Source organism: Sphingobacterium anhuiense (assembly GCF_042686355.1).
In the GTDB taxonomy this organism is placed as follows: domain Bacteria; phylum Bacteroidota; class Bacteroidia; order Sphingobacteriales; family Sphingobacteriaceae; genus Sphingobacterium; species Sphingobacterium anhuiense.
In genome coordinates this window covers 615,862-634,871 of sequence record NZ_JBHUPE010000005.1, presented here as the reverse complement: position 1 = coordinate 634,871, position 19,010 = coordinate 615,862, and the positions used below count along the sequence as shown (strand labels likewise).

The window sequence follows — 19,010 nt, the reverse complement described above, 5'->3', positions numbered from 1 at the left end:
ATCGCTTAAAAAGAGGATAAAAGAATTTATGAATAGTTTTTTTGCACGTAAATTTGTCATTCAAGGCATTATTATTAGTATTGCATTATTAATAATAGCAAGACTATTTTATCTTCAGATTATAGATGACTCCTATATACATTCTGCTAACAGCAATGTCATGCGGAAGGTTATAGTATATCCTGCACGTGGTGTAATTTTAGATCGTAAAGGTCAGGTTTTAGTACAAAATGAACCTGTATATGACCTCATGGTTACGCCAAGAGAAGCGAAAGATATCGATACCGCTTTATTATGTCAATTGATTGAAATTGACAAAGAAGGTTTCATTAAACGCATGGATAAAGCCCGTGCACACTCCCCTTACCGTGCTTCCATCTTTGAAAAACAACTATCATCCCGAACGTATGCCCATTTACAAGAGTATTTGTATCGATTCAGAGGTTTCTATGTTCAAAATAGAACTGTGCGAAATTATCCGGATAGTATAGCGGCACAGTTTCTGGGCTATGTAAATGAGGTAAACGAAAAAGACATTGAGAAGTCGAACGGCTTTTATCGTCCAGGAGATTATATCGGCCGAAGTGGTGTTGAACGCTCTTATGAAGATTTATTAAGAGGAAAAAGAGGGGTTAAAAACCTCATGGTCGATGCCTTAAATAGACCTAAAGGTGTATTTATGGAAGGACGCTATGATACTTTGGCTGTTTCTGGGGAAGGTCTAGTTTCTTCTTTAGACAAAGAACTTCAGATCTTGGGTGAAAAACTGATGAAAAATAAGTTGGGATCTATTGTCGCCATTGAACCTTCCACAGGAGAAATTCTTTCTTATGTAAGTAGCCCCAGTTATAATCCAAATGACATGGTCGGTCGTGAAACAGGTAATAATTTAATGAAATTATTAAATAATGAAAGTAATCCCTTATTTAATCGTCCAATTCAAGCATCTTATCCCCCAGGCTCTGTATTTAAGGTAGTTGCGGCCTTAACTGCTCAACAAGCTGGCGTTATTGATGAGAACACCTCTTTCTTTTGTCCACATGGTTATAGCTATGGCGGCGGAAGAGGTTTTATGCGCTGTACCCATTACCATGGAGCAACTTCTTTGATCAGATCCATTCAAGTCTCTTGTAATACCTATTATGGGTATACTTATGCCAAAATGATTGATTCAAGAGGGTTATCAGGACCGAAAGCATACGATCTATGGTATGACGCAATTTCCAAATTTGGTATCGGTCATAAATTAGGTATTGATCTACCAGGCGAAAAAGGAGGTTTATTATATAAATCTGACCATTTTACTAAAAGTTACAGAAATGACAAATGGCGTTCATCTTTTAATATTTCATTATCGATTGGTCAGGGAGAAATGGGCGTTACTCCACTGCAAATGGCAAATATTATGGCTATTGTAGCAAATAGAGGTTTTTATTACCGTCCTCACCTTATTAAAGGTATTGGCGATAAAAAGATCGTTAAAAAGGAGTTTACTGAAAAAATATCAGCAGGTGTAGACGCTAAATACTATACTCCGGTAATAGAGGGATTAAGCAGAGCAGTAAATATGGGTGAAGGAACAGCCTTCGCAAATAGAATTGCTGGTATTGAAATGTGCGGAAAAACAGGAACAGCACAAAACCCACATGGTAAAGATCATGCTGTATTCTTTGCATTTGCCCCTAGGGATAATCCTAAAATTGCCATTGCCGTTTTTGTTGAAAATGCCGGTTATGGTGGTGTATGGGCTGGCCCTATTGCCAGTATGATGGTTGAAAAATATATCAAGGATACAATCACAATGCCGAAGCATATTCAAGATCGTATTTACAATGCTAATTTTATGCCTGCTCCAAAAGCAGACCCAAAGAAAGCAGATTTGAAGAAAACAACGGATTCAACTAAATCTAAAAAAGATACCACAAAAAACGTTAACCGTATTGCGGCAGTAAAGCCAAAGGAAACAATTGTCCACCATAGTGCTGTAAGAAGAAATCATGAATAACCAAAAAAATAGTTTTTTCGGAAAGATAGACTGGTTAACCATTTCTTTATGGTTGGCTTTATGTTTGATCGGTTGGTTTAATATACATGCAGCTGTCTATGATCCAGAAAATCCTGGATTATTTAATATGGCAACAAATTATGGTAAACAGTCCATGTACATTGCTTCTGCATTAATTATAGGTATTACGATCTTAATTATAGACGCTAAGTTTTTCAGTTCCGCATCTCCCGTTATCTATGCTGTAGTTGTGCTATTATTAATAGCGGTCTTGGTTATTGGTCGAAATGTTGGTGGAAATCAGGCATGGATTCCTATTGGAAGTTTCAGGCTTCAACCATCTGAATTTGGAAAACTGGCAACCTGTCTCCTCTTGGCCAACTACCTCAGCTCTCAAAGCAACAAAAACCCAAATATGCATACTTTAGCCATCGGTGCTGGTATTGTATTATTCCCCGTATTCCTCGTAATGCTTCAGCCTGATACCGGCTCTGCTCTAGCTTTCTTTTCCCTCATCTTTGTATTCTATCGAGAAGGATATGTCAATAACAGCTTACTTATTTTCGGAGGACTCTGTATTGTCTTATTTGTTATGGCACTACTCGTAAATGCATGGATATTAATTGGCATACTCGCTTTAATTGCGGGCTTTTTCATGTGGACGTTTAGAAAAAAGCGGAAAAATTTAATTAATATAGGAATTCTTTTTGCCGCTTCGTCGGTATTCATATTATGTGTGGATCTTGTCTACAATCATGTTTTACAATCTCATCAAAGAAATCGTATTGATATCATCCTTGGGAAAATGGACGATCCACGAGGACAGGGCTACAATTTAAATCAATCTAAGATAGCAATTGGTTCTGGACAATTTTGGGGTAAAGGTTATCTTCAAGGTACACAGACCAAATACAATTTTGTTCCCGAGCAAAGTACAGATTTTATTTTCTGTACAGTGGGTGAAGAATGGGGATTTGTCGGCTCTACATTTTTAATAGCGATATACTTAACTTTATTGCTCCGCATCATTCATATAGCAGAACGACAGCGGTCTGCTTTTGCAAGAATTTATGCTTATGGAGTGGCTTCCATCCTATTTTTTCACTTCTTTATTAATATAGGAATGACAATAGGAATTGTACCTGTCATTGGTATTCCATTACCATTCATAAGTTATGGAGGATCTTCGTTATGGAGTTTCACCATTTTACTCTTCATCATGCTAAAATTTGATTCAAATAGAAAAGGAGTTGTTTAATACAACTCCTTTTCTATTTTTTAAAAACGTTCTAAAATCATTTTTATAGCACGATCTACGACTTTATCTGGCTCTGAGCTAAAATGTCCTGCTACACGGCTGGCTAAAATAGCATTAATAGATAGCGCTTGATGACCAAACATACGGGATAAAGCATATATTCCAGCAGTCTCCATTTCTAAATTTGTAATTCGTAAACCATCTGACTTGAAGCTATTCGCCAATTGGATCAAATTAGGAAACGTATTTTCAGAGCGCACATTCCTACCCTGAGGTGCATAAAAACCAGGAGCAGTCATCGTCACTCCTTTTGGTAAATCGTAAGCATATTGTGCTAATAAATTTTTACTGGCTTCCGCAACATAAGGCTTTAGATATAAATTCGGAAAAGCATCCCATACTGCTCTTTCCAAAGTTTTCTCATAAGCTGAATAGGGTTTTACATAATATTGCATCAGGGCATCAAAGCCTACTCCAAATGAAGAAGCCAAAATCGTTCCCATTTCAATATCCGATTGAACAGCACCAGAAGTTCCGATTCGAATGATATTTAAACTTGTTAGCTTTGACTTTAATGCTTTTGATTCAAAATCAATATTCACGAGCGCATCCAATTCATTAAAGACAATATCAATATTATCCGTTCCAATGCCTGTTGATATAACAGAAATACGTTTATTACCAATATATCCTGTGTGTGTAATAAACTCCCTTTTTCCCTTCTGAAGTTCAATACGGTCAAAATACTGAGATACCTTTACTACACGGTCAGGATCCCCTACTGTGATAATGGTATCTGCAATATCTTCTGGCATTAAATTCAGATGATAAATACTCCCATCTTTATTCAATATTAATTCTGAATCATTTATCATATTGTCCGCAAATAAGAAAGTTTACAATTATCAATTTTATCAAAACGTGTAATGACCGAATTGACCTGCATTTTTCGTACTTCAATTTCCATATAGCATGTATTATCAAAAACTTGTTTACTGACAGTTATATTCTCTTCCTTAACCACGCGCATCACGTCGTTCATAGCTAAGTAATCAAATTCAATTTTATAGATATCATTGACAGTTTTCTCTACAATCTCAACGGCAGATAAAACCTCTTGAGTCGCCGTTTTATAAGCATTAATCAGACCTGGGACGCCTAATAAAGTTCCTCCAAAATAACGAACCACAACCACAATAATATTTGTTACATCTTGTGATAGTAATACATTTAAAATAGGCCGACCGGCCGTCCCCGAAGGCTCTCCATCATCATTCAGTCGATATACTGTGCGATCTGGACCAATTCGATATGCCCAGCAATGGTGTCTCGCTTTAGGATGTAGGGTTTTTAGATCTGCTATGATTTCCTTCAACTGATCTTCCGTAGTGAATTGGTAGGCATAGGAAATAAATTTACTTCCTTTATCACGAAATATTCCCTCTGCACTTTTTTCAATTGTACGATAAGTATCTTCAAATAAACTCACAAATATGTTATAATTAAAACTGATATAATAGAAAGTGCTAACCCTAATTTATTGATAGCACTTAATTTTTCTTTAAATAATAAAACACCGACCAGAGCCCCTATTGAAATTACACCAATATTCATCCCTGTGAAAACAATAGAAGGATTATCTGGAATTGCTCGATGAGCTTTCATATAAAACAATATATTCCCAAAATTGAAAAAGCCCAATACAATGCCAAATCCGAAAGATTTAAAAGAAAATGACTGCTTTTCAATTGCTAAGAAATAAATCATAAATAGAAACGCCACAGCTATGGCCAATAAAAAAACAACAAACATAGCTGTAATATAAGGAACAGATTGATGAAACGCTATTTGTTTAAAAAGAATGTCAATAACACCCATTCCAATAAAAACAATTAAAGGATACAGCAGGCTACCAATCTTATTGTTATTTTTAACATTCCCCTTTTGCCAACCAATGGAACAAATGATGGCAACTAAACCGACTAGAATACCAATTCCTTTATTCCAGGTAATGACTTCCGAAAAAAGTACAAAGGATGCCATTAAAGGAATAAACAGAGACAATCTTTGTGCAATCTCCGTTTTAACCAAACCTGTGTATTGAATTGTCAATGCAATAAAAATAAAAAGTGTTGGCAGTAAAATTGCCAAAGGAATATACAATTCCCAAGGCATTTGTCCAATCTGTATATCTCCGAGGTCTGGCTCTAAAACAAAATAAGTTAGTACTGCTGCTACAGGATAATTCCAGACAATAATTTGTTTGGTGCTTACCTGCTGTAGTTTTGCATACTTTAATAGCACTGCGACCGTAACACTACATAGAACACTTAATAAAACAAAAATCATAAACTTAAATAATTTCGAAAACCGTTTAAAGCTATTCAGGCCTTCTCCTTCAATTTTACGAAATATTCCCCGTATTTCACATTTAGAAGACCTAAAACTGATAAAAGCCAGTTGCTATCTTCAGATAGGAATTAGTGATTCGTATCAAAATTAGCTAGCAATTTTCCAGCGATACAGCTTACTCACTATCCAGCCTTAGTCATTGAAGTCGTTTTTATGTTCCGTCATATGAGAAATATCTCCGATAACATAGACTTCTATTTATGCATAACTTAAATAGTGATCGTATGACAAGCAACACACCTTGATATACCTAATCAACTCATTGCGGAGACTAAATGTTGAAAATTTTCAGCATAATTTTTGATATATTCTAAACAAAAACACAAATAAACAACCAAATTAATGACATAAAATAGTCTTTTTAAAACAAAAAAATAACATAAATAAACTTAAAAAAAACACAAAAATAAACTTAAAAAAAAGATAAAATAAACTAAGTTTTTTCATGAAAAAATGATCTATATTATAAATTATATGCATTTAAATAAAATAAACAAAGATATTGAACACATAAAGAACATTAAAAATTACATAAAAAATAGCTAAAAAAATAGCTGTTTTTCACATTAAAAAACACATAAAATTATGGTTAAAAAAATATTTAATTTTTATCTTGCATTTATAAAAAACATCCGTATATTTGAAATATCGAAACGAACAAATAATGAAAACGACGACTACATATTTTTTCAATTACTTTTATTTTAGACAATAAGAGCAGGGACGAATTTGTAATTATCACAAGATATTAAAAAGCAAAAGTTCCGATCAACAATCGGAACTTTTGCTTTTTCTAAGAACATATAAAACAAACAATGGGTTTAAAAATTGCAATACAGGGAGTAAAAGCTTCCTTTCATGAAGAAGCATCGTTTAAGTACTTCGGTGAAGACATCGAAACGATAGAATGCGATACTTTTAAAAAAACCTGCGAATTATTAAAGCAGAAAAAAGTTGATTATGTTGTAATGGCTATTGAAAACTCAATTGCGGGAAGTATCTTACCCAATTATAATCTTTTGAGAGATTATAAATTCAACATTGTAGGTGAAATTGCCTTAAGCATTCATCAAAATTTATTGGCTTTACCAGGAGTTAAACTTGCTGATATAAAATTCATAGAATCGCATCAAATGGCTATTCGCCAATGCGAAGAGTTCTTGCAGGAATTACCAGATGTTAAAATATCAGAAAGTTCAGATACAGCGGCTTCAGCAGCAAAAGTGGCAAATCAAAAATTAACCGACACTGCTGCTATTGCAGGTACACTTGCGGCAAAAACATATGGTCTCAATATATTAGAAGCAAAGATTGAAACTAACAAAAAAAATAGTACGAGATTCTTAGTGTTATCCAATGATGTCGAAGAACAAGCAAGTGCAAATAAAGCTTCTTTATCCTTTCAAACAGGAAACTCGGTAGGTTCTTTAGCTTCGATTTTACAATGCTTTGCTGATCAAAACATTAACCTGAGTAAAATCCAATCTATGCCTGTCATAGGAAAAAGAAATGAATATGATTTTTTCGTTGATGTGGAATGGAAAAAGCAATCAGATTATGACGCTGCTATTCGTAAAGTGCTAAAACACAGCATAAATTTTAATATTATGGGTGAATATGTAAAAAATGACCGCATATAAGTTCTAATAAATAAAAAGTAAAAAATAAAACTCACAATAGATATTGAAATCATCATGATCTAAACCGCTCGAAAAGTAACGAAAAATGATCATGATAACTTCATAACCACTAAAAAAATAAAATTACATAATAATGAAAAACACATTAGATATCGTCCCTTTAAAATCTTGGTTAGATACAGGAGACAAGCCTTTAATTATAGCAGGACCTTGTAGTGCTGAAACAGAAGATCAATTGGTGTCAACAGCGCATTTATTAGCAAATACTGGTAAAGTAAATATCTTACGTGCAGGTATATGGAAACCACGTACTCGTCCAGGAGAATTTGAAGGTATTGGTTCTATTGGTTTAGAATGGTTGAAAAGAGCAAAAGCAGAGACAGGATTATTGACAGCGACAGAGGTTGCAACAGCGAAGCATGTTGAAGAAGCATTAGCTGCTGGAGTAGATGTGTTATGGATTGGAGCGCGCTCTACTGCAAACCCATTTACTGTGCAAGAAATTGCTGATGCATTAGTTGGAGTGGATATCCCTGTATTCGTTAAAAACCCGGTAAACCCTGATTTATCATTATGGTTTGGTGCTTTAGAGCGTATTAACCGTGCGGGAATCAAAAGATTAGGAGCTATTCATAGAGGTTTCTCTTCTTACGAAAAATCAGCTTTCCGTAACGAACCAATGTGGGATCTTGCGATTCAATTAAAATCATTATGTCCTGATTTGCCAATTATCAACGATCCAAGCCATATCTGTGGTAACCGTGAATTGTTGCCGTACATTTCTCAAAAAGCAATGGATATGGATTTACAAGGATTGATCATTGAATCACATATTGACCCTTCAGTTGCTTGGACTGATGCAAAACAACAAGTTACTCCAGCGGCTTTGGCTGATTTAATTGATCACTTAAACTTACGTAAAGCAGACTCAGACAATCAAGCTTTTGAAGATAAATTAGCAGAATTACGTACAAGCATCGATAAATTAGATGATCTAATTATTCAAAAAATTGGTGAACGTATGAAAATTGCTGAAAAAATTGGTGAATACAAGCGTGACAATAGTGTCACAATCTTACAAGTTAACCGTTGGGACGAAATCGTTCAAAAACGCACGCAGCTCGCTGAAGCATTAACTTTGAGCAATGATTTTGCAGTTAAATTCTTAGAATTAATTCATAATGAATCAATTCGCAAACAGAATGCAATCATGAATACTCAACCTACTGCGGAGGCATAATGAGTCAACAGGTGATTACACTTACTCACCCATCTAAAAGTATTAATGGTACGGTTCAGCTTACTGGTTCAAAATCAGAAAGCAACCGTGCCCTTATTATTCAAGCATTGGGAAAAGAGAAAGTACAAATAGAAAATCTTTCGCAAGCTTTTGATACAGTTACACTAAAGAAGGCTCTTCTGCTAGCTGCCAATACGCAATCTGAACTAACCAAAATTGATATTGGACCCGCGGGAACAGCAATGCGTTTTTTAACAGCCTATCTTAATCTGATCAAAGGAAATTTCATTCTAACCGGTTCAGAACGTATGCAACAAAGACCTATCGGTATTTTAGTTGACGCGCTCAAGACTATCGGAGCTGATATTCATTACGAAGCAAAATCTGGCTTCCCACCTCTTCATATAGAAGGTGGCATGATTCAGAGTAAGGATAAAATTTCAATTAAGGGAAATATTAGCAGTCAATATATTTCAGCTCTATTGCTCATTGCGGCATCCTTAAAAAAAGGTTTAACACTTGAAATTGAAGGCGAACTTACTTCACGACCATATGTCACCATGACGTTAAATATGTTGAAAGAAGTTGGTATTCAATACGAATGGTTGCATAATACCATTCATATTCCAAATCAAGAAACAAAGGAAGCAACGATTTATGTCGAACCCGATTGGAGCGCGGCGTCTTATTGGTATGCCATAGTAGCACTTTCTAATTCAGGATCAATCATACTTCCCGGATTGAAAAAAAGTAGTCTACAAGGTGATATAGCAATTGTTGAAATTATGAGCCACTTTGGTGTTGCATCAGCTTTTGAACAAGATGGTTTACACCTTACAAAAATAAGTGATCCTTCTGGGAAAACATTTTTTGACATGAAAGAATGCCCAGATTTAGCACAGACAGTAGTGGTTATAGCGGCTGCATTAAGACGTGATATATCACTTACAGGTTTAGAAACATTGAAAATTAAAGAAACAGATCGAATTTTAGCTTTAAAAACAGAAATTGCTAAATTCGGAGCAAAATTGATCGAAGATGGAACCACTTATCACATCAAAACTGATGAAGTCTTCGAACCAACAGCTGTATCTTTCGCCACATATGAAGATCATAGAATGGCAATGGCATTTGCCCCACTTGCATTAATATTCAAAAGTATTAATATTGAGGAACCACAGGTTGTCGAAAAATCTTATCCAGACTTCTGGAAACATTTAGCTGAGCACAAATTTATTATTACTTAGCAAAAAATACCGCAATAATGCTCCTATTATTGCGGTTTTACCTATATTTATAGAAATTATATTAAATCATGGCAGGAAATTCATTTGGCGATTTATTTAGAATTAGCACTTTTGGGGAATCTCACGGAAAAGCGATTGGTGTTATTTTAGATGGCTGTCCTCCAAATATAGCTATTGATGAGGACTTTATCCAATCAGAACTTGATAAACGTAAGCCTGGTCAATCAAAAATAACCACACAACGCAAAGAAAGCGATACAGCACAAATTCTTTCTGGCGTATTTGAGGGCAAGTCTACAGGAACACCTATTGCCATACTTATCCCAAACGAAGATCAAAGATCGAAAGATTACTCACATATAAAAGATATCTTTAGACCATCACACGCAGACTATACATATCATATGAAATATGGTCATCGTGATTACCGAGGAGGAGGTCGCTCATCGGCTAGAGAAACTGCAGCTAGAGTTGCCGCAGGAGCAATTGCCAAATCCTTTTTAAAACAACATGGAATAGAAATATTTGCGCACGTATCAGGTGTTGGCAAAATTGAATCTCCAAATTTAGATACAAAAGACTTAGAAGCATTGTTAGATTTGAGAGAATCTAATATTGCACGATGTGCTGATCCTGCTACAGCGAATGAAATGATTGAATTCATTGATGCTGTTCGTAAATCAGGTGATACTGTAGGAGGACGCATTTCAACTATTATTAGAAATGTACCAGTCGGATTGGGTGAACCTGTTTTTGACAAATTACATGCGGATCTAGCTAAGGCAATGATGAGCATCAATGCCGTACACGGTTTCGAATATGGATCAGGATTTGCTGGTTCTGAATTACTAGGTTCACAGCATAACGATCTTTTTGTATCTGAAGAACATGATATCCATCGTACTAAAACCCATACCAATTTCTCTGGAGGAATACAAGGTGGTATTTCAAATGGTATGGACATCACATTTAAAACAGCTTTCAAGCCTGTTGCTACTATTATGAGAGATCAACAGACAATTGATTCAAATGGTAATGAAGCTACAGTTCAAGGAAAAGGAAGACATGATCCTTGTGTAGTTTCCCGAGCTGTTATTATTGTTGAGGCAATGGCTGCATTAGTTATTGCTGATCATTTATTAAAACAATCTAGTTACAAAAATGTCAGATAAAAGTGAATTCATTTTAGGAGTGGATATCGGCGGCACACATATTAGCGCCGCTATAGTAAATAAATTAGATTGGAAAATTATTCCAAATAACGTGGTGAGAAACCACGTTTTTTCACAAGAAAATGCTAAATCGATTTTCCTTACTTGGGCAAACACAATTAACAGTTGCGTAGAAGCTGCTGGATCTATGGTAAAACACATTGGAATAGCAATGCCTGGCCCTTTCGATTATGAAAATGGTGTGTCTATGATGACTGGACAAAGCAAATACGATGACCTATATAAAATGAATGTCAAAACCCCGTTGGCAACATTAATAGGAATTCCAGAACAAAATATTCATTTCATTAACGATGCCGCGGCTTTTTTGCAAGGAGAGGTTTTTGCTCAACATCTGAATACAAAAGAAAGAATTTTAGGAATCACTTTAGGTACAGGTCTCGGTTCAGCAGTCTGGAACAAAGGAGAAAAATCTTTCGATGCCGATCTTTGGAACACACCATATAAAGATTTAATTTTTGAAGAGTTTTTAGTAACCAGATGGTTTATAAAACGGTTTAAGGAACTTACAGATATTGAAGTAACGGGACTTAAACAAATCATCAATGAGCATCAACAAAACCCTGCCTTTAGCATATTATGTGAGGAATATAGCATCCATTTATTGGATTTTCTTGATTTCTTCAGTAAAAAATACAATTGTATAGACTTTGTAATTGGAGGAAATATTGCAAAAGCACTACCTATACTATTGGGTCAAAAGAAAAATCAAGTAGAAGCATATAATATAAAAACTGCAATTCTAGGAGAAGAGGCGGCAATTATTGGTGCTGCCGCTCAATTCTCATAAAAGTATCTATCCCTCACTGACTAAAATAGTGAGGGATATTTATCCGGATTACCTTCGTTCATCATTTCAAAGACAGTTTCCACAATATCATCGCTCGAAGGTTTTGTGAAATAATCACCATCAGAGCCATAAGGAGGTCTATGTGCTTTAGCACTCAACGTTCTAGGCTGACTATCTAATAAATAATAACCATTTTGATCCTCTAATATTTGCTGCATTATAAATGCCGATGCTCCACCAGGGACATCCTCATCCACAACCAATAATTTATTCGTCTTTTTTAACGATTCAGCACATAAATGAGCTTTATCAAAAGGCTGTAAAGTTTGAGCATCAATAATTTCAACACTGATGCCCAATCGATCCAGTTCCATCGCAGCCTCTTCGACCACACGTAAAGTAGAACCATATGAAACAACAGTAATATCAGCACCTACTCTAATGCACTCAGCATAACCAATCGGGATCGTAAAGTCACCAATATTATCTGGTAAACGTTCTTTTAAACGATAGCCATTTAAACACTCGATCACAAGAGCAGGCTCATCGGATCTAAACAAAGTATTATACATTCCAGCAGCTTGAGTCATATTACGAGGAACACAAATATGCAGCCCCCTTAAAGTTCCCAAGATCATAGACATTGGGGAACCCGAATGCCAGATACCCTCTAAACGATGACCACGAGTACGAATAATAACAGGCGCTTTCTGTCCACCAAACGTACGATAACTCAAACTCGCCAAATCATCACTCGCCACCGTAATACCATAAAGAAGATAATCTAAATATTGAATTTCAGCAATAGGCTTAAGTCCCCTAATAGCCAATCCAATTCCTTTCCCTATAATAGAATTCTCTCTAATTCCAGTATCAAATACTCGATGTTCTCCAAACTTCTCTTGTAAACCAGCAAACCCTTGATTTACATCACCAATTTTACCAACATCCTCACCAAATGCTAACAAGCGCTCATCTCGACGGAAATTCTCTTCGAAGCATAAGTTAAGAACTTCCCGGCCGTCAATAAATTTAGCATCATCAGAATATTGAGGGGCGATAACTTGGACATTTTCCGGACCATCAACTCCTGTGGTAAATAATTTCGAATTATATCGGGATTCATTTACCCCTTGTTGAAGTTTATACCAAGCCAATAAAGCACCTTTACCTTCAATATCCTTCCCTTTCAGTTCACGAATGACCTTGCGGACAGTACTATAAACCTCCTTCAAAGAAGGTTCAGTTAAAGATTGCAATTGTTTTAAAGGTAATTCGACCAGTTCGTCATCAATCTGACTTAAAAGTGCAATAGCCTGTGAAGCATCAACAGCTAAAGCCTTATTATAATCAGACCAGGCACGTCTCTGCTCCTTCCTCACGAAATCCTTCGCTTCTTCATCAATTAAATTCAACTGCTCAGCAGTAGCAATATCCGAATCAATCAACCATTGATGCATTTTAGCGATACAATCATGCTCAAGCTCCCAGTTTAAACGCTCTTTCGACTTATAACGTTCATGAGAACCAGATGAAGAATGCCCTTGTGGTTGAGTCAACTCGATAACATGTACAATACAAGGCGTATGGTGCTCCCTAGCATATTTTGCAGCCCGCTCATAAGCTTGACAAAGTCCAGGGTAATCCCAGCCTTTTACTTTAAATATCTCAAAACCGTTAGATCCATCTTCCTTCTGAAATCCTTTCAAAACTTCGGAGATATCCCCTTTAGTCGTTTGCACCTCATTCGGAACTGAGATTCCATAACCGTCATCCCATATCGAAATAACAACAGGAATCTGTTTAACACCTACAGCATTGACAACTTCGAAAAATACTCCCTCTGAAGTTGACGCATTACCTACAGAACAAAAGACAACCTCATTACCCCCATTAGAAAAATACTTTAAATAAGATAAATTCGGATTCTCACGATACAGTTTTGAAGCCAGGCCAAGACCTAAGATACGAGCCATTTGCCCGCCAGTAGTCGAAATATCTGAGAAAGTATTCTTTTGCTTCGTTTGGTCCAACCAATTACCTTCCTCATCAATAATACGGACTGAAAAATGACAATTCATTTGACGCCCCGCAGAAGAAGGATCATACTCAACATCAGGATGAGCATATAATTGCGAAAAAAAATGATAAATTGAGGTCATTCCACTTGCAAAGGCCAAGGTTTGGTCCCTATAATATCCAGAACGCCAATCACCCTTTTGAAATACTTTAGACACTGCAATCTGCGCCAGTTCCTTCCCATCTCCAAAAATTCCAAATTTTGCTTTTCCTGTTAAGACTTCCTTACGTCCCAATAGACTAACATATCTGCTCTCTACTGCAACCCTATAATCTTCAACAATGATCTTTCTAAAGTCATCAAAACTTAATTTCGAATTTAAATCACTGCCTTGGTCTAATGTGGTTTCCAACATATTATATTTTCAGTTTCCAACAAATTTAATAAAAATAATATTCTAAAATAATCATTATTAACATTAATAAAAAATTGGAGATAGCTATTTAAACAATATAAATAATTGCTTAACGGAATTAGCACTTACAATTAGCTTATAGCTACTCTACTAAAGAATATTATCAATTTAGTCACTAAATCTTATCTTTGGTAAAATAAAACATCAAAACTTTGAAATTTCAAGATCTTAATATTCATTCAAGTCTTTTATCCATCTTAGAGCAGTCAGGATTCACAATTCTGACATCGGTTCAAGAACTTGTAATTCCTCATATACTAAATAAAAAAGATCTAATTGCAATTGCCCCTACAGGAACAGGAAAAACCGAAGCGTTTACAATTCCCATCTTACATCGCTATTTCACACAAGAAATTACAGTACAGGAGCAGACACTAATATTAAATCCTACGAGAGAATTAGCGTTGCAAACACAAAGTCGTATAAATAAGCTCATTCAAGGCTCCCCTGTTACAGCCATCACACTTGTTGGAGGACAGGCTTATGATATCCAGCTAGCAGGACTATTGCAAAGTCCTACTATACTTATAGCGACCCCTGGCCGTATCTTAGATCTTATTGACCAAGGGAAAATTACATGTAATACTATTAAAACGCTTGTTATAGATGAGTTTGATCAGTTATTACAGCTAGGCTTTATTAAAGAAGTAAATCAAATTTTAAAGCATTTACCAAATAAAAAACAAAGCCTTTACTTTTCAGCTACACTTCCTAAAGATATTTTGAAAATTGTGAATAAAACGTTGAAAAATCCAATTAAAATTGAAATAGAAAAGGAAGTGAAGAAATGCACGATCGAAGAAAGTGTATTTTATGTAGACAGAACCAATAAAAAAAAACTGATCAAGTACTTAATCGAGTTAAACCCGGAAGAACAGATACTGATCTTTAGCAGAACAACACATGCAGTAGATCGTATCGTAGCGGATTTAAAAAAAGAAGGAATTGTCGTCGAAGGGCTTTACGCAGATAAAGCGCAGAAAAATAGAACGCAACTATTAACGGCTTTTAAATCAAAGGAAATTCAGATACTTGTTGCCACAGACCTACTTGCTAGAGGAGTAGATATCGAAAACCTTCCCATAGTAATAAATTACGAAGTCCCAGATAGTGATTCCTTATACACGCATAGAATTGGAAGAACAGGAAGAAGTATGACAACAGGTAAAGCTTATACATTTTGCGACGCACAAGACAATAACAAGTGGATCCAATTACAATTATCATTAAATAGACAAATAAAAATAAACGACCAGCACCCTTATATATTAACCTGGGAACAAATGATTTCCACAAGTCAAGTCAAAACAGCTAAGAAGAAAAAAAAATAAGGAATCGAAATTGTTGCACATCCTTATATCCCATTCCTAATAAAATGTCTATTTTTACTAATTATCATAATGATCGAAATTTAATATGAGTACGGTACATTTATTTAACGACAGTGAAAACTCAAATGAAAATCTGCTAGGGGATCTTTCAAAAACTATCAATATTAATTCTTTACTGGAGATTCCGTTTAAAGAACGTGATGAAAAATGGGTAGCAGAATTTTTAGACAACATAGGTGAGTCAACCTTCCAGCTGGCAGCATCAGAACTAATCATAGGTCCTGATGGATATCCTTATTTTCAATTAGAAAATGCACCGAAAGATCAAAATTTTCAAGCTTTTGTGATCAAACATAAATTGAAATCGTTCCTTCTGAAAAAAGGTATGGGGCTTGCTATTAATACGCATCAAGAGCAACCAGACTGGATCTTCTCATATGGTGACCTAGTCAACTATTCCTTAAATAATGAATTCTATTCTGATGAGTCTATTTTTTCAAAAAAAACGGAAGAGGCTCACATTGATAAAGATGAAAAAATCTTAGTGGGACAACCTTCAGAAACAATTCTACCAAAAGACTTACGCCATAATTTGAGAGAATACTTGGTAAACATGGGGATCAAAGAACCCAAAATTATGTTAATAGCAAGAAATTATGACGATGAAACTTTGGTAAGTCAGGATTTAGTTTTTAATATTACACCAGCTATGTTTCAGACTGAACAAGATTTTAAACAAATTATGGCATCTATATCTTGGTTTTTACCGAGGCATTATTCCTACATGGGTATAGACGAGCAAACAGTTGAAAATGGTTTTATGCCTTTATAATGATGAAAATCAAATATATATTGCCGATCGGCTTATTAGCACTGTCTGCTGCCTGTGCTACACAGCATCATTCAAAAAATCAAAATAAAAACGAGTGGATCAATCTGTTCAACGGAAGAAATCTTGATAATTGGATTGTGAAAATACACCATCATGATGTAGATGTAAACTTTGCCAATACCTTCCGCGTAAAAGACGGTGTAATACAAGTCAATTACGATGGTTATGGTGATTTTAATGAGCAATATGGGCATCTTTACTATAAAACACCCTATTCAGATTATCACGTTAAGCTAGAATATCGATTCTATGGAGATTTACAAAAGGGTGCACCATACTATACCTTACGGAACAGCGGGCTTATGTTTCATTCACAAGATCCAAGAACGATGCCTAAAGAGCAGGATTGGCCAATCTCAGTTGAAATGCAATTTTTAGGAGGCTTAAGCGATGGAAACCCGAGACCAACCGGCAATATGTGTTCTCCAGGAACAGATATCGTCTATAAAGGAAAAAAATTGGAATCACATTGTCTAGAATCAACCTCTAAAACATATGATGGAGATCAATGGGTAAAAGCAGAATTGATCGTACATGGTGATTCATTGATAACACATATCATTAATGGGGATACGGTCCTTCAATACAGCCAGCCAACGATAGGTGGCGGAGTGGCAAATAGGTATGACCCAAGAATAAAAATTGATGGCAAAAAGCTAAAACAAGGATTTATAGCCTTGCAAAGTGAAGGTCAGCCTGTGGAATTCAAAAATATTTATCTTAAAGATTTATCAAAAAAATAAAATAATAGCACATGTTTCCTTTTAATGTAAGAGTATATGGAATTTTGATTAATGATGATAATGAAGTACTCATCAGCGATGAGAAAACTGAAAATGTATCGTTCACCAAATTTCCTGGAGGTGGTTTAGAATACGGAGAAGGACTTATTGATGCCCTAAAAAGAGAATATCAAGAAGAATGCAACTTTGATATTGAAATCTTATCACACATCTATACAACTGATTTTTATGAAAAATCAAGCTTTAATGACAGTCAGATTATTTCAATATATTATTTAATCAAAAACAGCACCCCCATTCAGATCCGAACCACAAAAAAAGAATTTGACTTTGAAGGCCAGGAATATGAAGATGGTAAAGCGCAATCTTTTAGATGGGTAAAAATAGAAAACTTGAAAGAAATTAATCTAACATTCAAAACCGATCAAATGGCATGGAATATTTTTTATAAGGATATAAAATAAATTTGTATTTATAAAAAAAAACATTAAATTTACGTATACCAATAAAAAAATTACCTTTTGTAGAAGGAACCTAATCAGTTATTTTGTTAAGATTATTCCAGATTTAAAAACGTAAAACTTTGGTATACTGAATTTTGCAAATTCCTAGTTCTATAGGTTTTTTAATAGTTAGTGTGATTTTATGGCGATACTCCCGGTATCGCCTATTTTTTTTAATAAAAGTCCAGACACTTAAGTACATGAACTTACATTGCTTCAAAAATTATATTAAAAATATATACTCTTATGCAGGATCTCTACGCAATTATAATCAAATCACTAAAACTAAAAAAGGCTCTAAACAAAGAATAGAACCTCTTAAGAAAAAAGTTCGTGCTATAAATCGTTTAGACAAAATAAGCCAAAAGTAATACAATAATAATACATACAATAATAATAATCTTAGTAACTCCTGAATTATTATCATCGCTCTTAAAGTGATAATCTCTTTTACTTGGTAACATATGTAACTCCTTTCTTTAATTGATGCATAAATTATATTAATTCCACAATTATTCATGATGATAAGGCTCACCTTTTAAAATTGAAAATGCGCGATAGGTCTGCTCAACAAAAAACAAACGAATCATCTGATGCGAAAATGTCATCTTTGATAGTGATATTTTCTGATTAGCACGCTGATAAATCTGATCATCAAAGCCATAAGGCCCTCCTATAACAAAGATAAGATGCTGCGTACTCTGAATCATATTCTTTTCCAAATAAGAAGCAAATTCCAAAGAACGATACTCCTTCCCAAACTCATCCAGTAAAACAACAGTATCCAAAGAATTAATATGTTTCAGCAAAAGTTGTGCTTCCTTTTCCTTTTGTTGTTCTTTCGTTAGATTTTTACTATTCTTGATATCTGGAATAACTACGAGATTGAAGGTTATATAAAATTTTAATCGTTTCAAATATTTTTCAATTCCTTCAATCAAATATTTATCATCTGTCTTCCCAATGCACAACAAAGTTATTTTCATAAATCATTCTCTTTCTACAAAAATGACTTATTTTTTGATTATTTTGTAATAAAAGTTCCAATTATTAAACAAGCGAACTATTAACTTTGTTTAATATGCTAGATTTAGAATAGTTAAAGCTCCCCTATTCCTAACGAAGTCCTAACACCTGCTGCCACATCGACTCACAAGTAAATGATGCATCAATCTGTAGGCTATTTTTCACACATCGGATTACGACCAACTCCTCTCCCCGA

General features: G+C 34.9%; 16 protein-coding genes. 11 read left to right on the top strand and 5 right to left on the bottom strand.

Features of this window, described 5'->3' with window-relative positions; genetic code table 11:
- Positions 1-28: 28 nt before the first annotated feature.
- Both mrdA and rodA read left to right on the top strand, forming a co-directional pair.
- Positions 29-2,005, top strand: a complete 1,977-nt coding sequence (gene mrdA, locus ACFS6I_RS14520) for a penicillin-binding protein 2 (RefSeq protein ID WP_380921682.1) — start codon at positions 29-31, stop codon at positions 2,003-2,005.
- Complete coding sequence (gene rodA, locus ACFS6I_RS14515) at positions 1,998-3,263, top strand: rod shape-determining protein RodA (protein ID WP_021191197.1); 1,266 nt, start codon at positions 1,998-2,000, stop codon at positions 3,261-3,263. Before mrdA ends, rodA begins: the two co-directional genes overlap by 8 nt.
- Positions 3,264-3,283: 20 nt before the next feature.
- On the opposite strand, the gene ACFS6I_RS14510 is transcribed toward rodA, so the two are convergent.
- From ACFS6I_RS14510 to ACFS6I_RS14500, 3 genes are read right to left on the bottom strand one after another with little or no spacing between them, the layout of a single operon-like run.
- On the bottom strand, positions 3,284-4,138 hold the full coding sequence (locus ACFS6I_RS14510; protein WP_168127447.1) for a nucleoside phosphorylase: 855 nt from the start codon (positions 4,136-4,138) through the stop codon (positions 3,284-3,286).
- Positions 4,135-4,752 carry a YigZ family protein gene (locus tag ACFS6I_RS14505; protein WP_380921679.1) on the bottom strand — a complete coding sequence of 206 codons (618 nt, stop codon included), beginning with the start codon at positions 4,750-4,752 and terminating at the stop codon, positions 4,135-4,137. The genes ACFS6I_RS14510 and ACFS6I_RS14505 overlap by 4 nt, the downstream gene beginning before the upstream one ends.
- The gene (locus ACFS6I_RS14500; protein ID WP_380921677.1) at positions 4,749-5,612 is read right to left on the bottom strand and encodes an EamA/RhaT family transporter; all 864 of its coding nucleotides are present in this window, start codon (positions 5,610-5,612) and stop codon (positions 4,749-4,751) included. The genes ACFS6I_RS14505 and ACFS6I_RS14500 overlap by 4 nt, the downstream gene beginning before the upstream one ends.
- Before the next feature lie 878 nt (positions 5,613-6,490).
- Between ACFS6I_RS14500 and ACFS6I_RS14495 the strand changes: the two genes are divergently transcribed.
- The 5 genes from ACFS6I_RS14495 to ACFS6I_RS14475 all read left to right on the top strand — a co-directional run bounded on the left by ACFS6I_RS14495 (position 6,491) and on the right by ACFS6I_RS14475 (position 11,824).
- Positions 6,491-7,315 carry a prephenate dehydratase gene (locus ACFS6I_RS14495; RefSeq protein ID WP_132772628.1) on the top strand — a complete coding sequence of 275 codons (825 nt, stop codon included), beginning with the start codon at positions 6,491-6,493 and terminating at the stop codon, positions 7,313-7,315.
- A gap of 133 nt (positions 7,316-7,448) precedes the next feature.
- Entirely contained in the window at positions 7,449-8,555 is a 1,107-nt protein-coding gene (locus tag ACFS6I_RS14490) for a chorismate mutase (protein ID WP_021191200.1), read from the top strand.
- Positions 8,555-9,802, top strand: a complete 1,248-nt coding sequence (gene aroA / locus ACFS6I_RS14485; protein WP_380921675.1) for a 3-phosphoshikimate 1-carboxyvinyltransferase — start codon at positions 8,555-8,557, stop codon at positions 9,800-9,802. The genes ACFS6I_RS14490 and aroA overlap by 1 nt, the downstream gene beginning before the upstream one ends.
- Before the next feature lie 68 nt (positions 9,803-9,870).
- Positions 9,871-10,974: a chorismate synthase gene (gene aroC, locus ACFS6I_RS14480; RefSeq protein ID WP_021191201.1), complete on the top strand. Its 1,104-nt coding sequence runs from the start codon at positions 9,871-9,873 to the stop codon at positions 10,972-10,974.
- Positions 10,964-11,824: an ROK family protein gene (locus tag ACFS6I_RS14475; RefSeq protein WP_021191202.1), complete on the top strand. Its 861-nt coding sequence runs from the start codon at positions 10,964-10,966 to the stop codon at positions 11,822-11,824. The genes aroC and ACFS6I_RS14475 overlap by 11 nt, the downstream gene beginning before the upstream one ends.
- A gap of 20 nt (positions 11,825-11,844) precedes the next feature.
- Here ACFS6I_RS14475 and ACFS6I_RS14470 read toward each other — a convergent pair whose 3' ends face one another.
- Positions 11,845-14,259 (bottom strand): alpha-ketoacid dehydrogenase subunit alpha/beta, encoded by a 2,415-nt coding sequence (locus ACFS6I_RS14470; RefSeq protein WP_380921672.1) that lies wholly within the window; start codon positions 14,257-14,259, stop codon positions 11,845-11,847.
- A 212-nt stretch (positions 14,260-14,471) separates the two neighbouring features.
- Here ACFS6I_RS14470 and ACFS6I_RS14465 point away from each other — a divergent pair, with 212 nt between their 5' ends.
- The 4 genes from ACFS6I_RS14465 (at position 14,472) to ACFS6I_RS14450 (ending at position 17,749) form a co-directional block, all read left to right on the top strand.
- Complete coding sequence (locus tag ACFS6I_RS14465) at positions 14,472-15,650, top strand: DEAD/DEAH box helicase (protein WP_380921670.1); 1,179 nt, start codon at positions 14,472-14,474, stop codon at positions 15,648-15,650.
- 85 nt (positions 15,651-15,735) lie between these two features.
- Positions 15,736-16,482, top strand: coding sequence for a hypothetical protein (locus tag ACFS6I_RS14460; protein ID WP_132772619.1), 747 nt, complete (start codon positions 15,736-15,738; stop codon positions 16,480-16,482).
- A complete protein-coding gene (locus ACFS6I_RS14455; RefSeq protein ID WP_380921668.1) occupies positions 16,482-17,285 on the top strand; it encodes a 3-keto-disaccharide hydrolase in 804 nt (267 codons plus the stop codon). The genes ACFS6I_RS14460 and ACFS6I_RS14455 overlap by 1 nt, the downstream gene beginning before the upstream one ends.
- Before the next feature lie 11 nt (positions 17,286-17,296).
- Positions 17,297-17,749: an NUDIX domain-containing protein gene (locus ACFS6I_RS14450; protein ID WP_021191207.1), complete on the top strand. Its 453-nt coding sequence runs from the start codon at positions 17,297-17,299 to the stop codon at positions 17,747-17,749.
- A 551-nt stretch (positions 17,750-18,300) separates the two neighbouring features.
- Here the strand turns inward: ACFS6I_RS14450 and rlmH are convergent.
- A complete protein-coding gene (rlmH, locus tag ACFS6I_RS14445) occupies positions 18,301-18,774 on the bottom strand; it encodes a 23S rRNA (pseudouridine(1915)-N(3))-methyltransferase RlmH (protein WP_183912009.1) in 474 nt (157 codons plus the stop codon).
- Positions 18,775-19,010: the final 236 nt, after the last annotated feature.